Origin of the sequence: Bacillus sp. SIMBA_026 (genome assembly GCF_046535335.1) — a bacterium.
In the GTDB taxonomy this organism is placed as follows: Bacteria; Bacillota; Bacilli; order Bacillales; family Bacillaceae; genus Bacillus; species Bacillus velezensis.
On sequence record NZ_JAWRWX010000024.1, the window covers coordinates 1 to 518 of the forward strand.

At 46.3% G+C, this 518-nt stretch carries 1 protein-coding gene and 1 tRNA gene; both read left to right on the plus strand.

Annotation, left to right across the window (positions count from 1 at the left end; translation table 11 throughout):
- On the plus strand, positions 1-204 hold a 204-nt coding region (locus SB847_RS20480), incomplete at its 5' end, for a hypothetical protein (RefSeq protein ID WP_410578383.1).
- Positions 205-279: 75 nt separating this feature from the next.
- A tRNA-Arg gene (locus SB847_RS20485) sits at positions 280-354 on the plus strand.
- The last annotated feature ends 164 nt before the right edge of the window (positions 355-518 follow it).

Sequence of the window (518 nt, forward strand, 5' to 3'; positions counted from 1 at the left end):
GGCAGTTCGAATCTGCCTATCAGCACCACTTCTTTTCTCCTCCCTGTTTTTTCCTTCTGTTTATTGCATTCAACAAGTCGGGCATGTTGCCTGGTTGATGTGGTGATATCACCGATTTATCCGTGTCTTAGAGGGACAATCGATGACGTCCAAAAAGCAGAACGTGCGGAAAACATTAAGAAAAATTATAAAAACCCGGCATAAATGGCGAGGGTTTAAGCAATCGAGCGGCAGCGTACTTACCCCGCACTCCATTAGCGGGTATACTCATGCCGCATTGTCCTCTTAGTTAAATGGATATAACGAGCCCCTCCTAAGGGCTAATTGCAGGTTCGATTCCTGCAGGGGACACCATTTATCAGTTCGCTCCCATCCGTACCAGTCCGCAAAATCCCCTGAATATCAAGCATTCCGTAGATTTACAGTTCGTCATGGTTCGCTGTTCGCAACCTAACCAAACAGTCACTTTCGAGCAATTTTCCTTGAAAAAGAGGTTGACGCTGCAAGGCTCTATACGC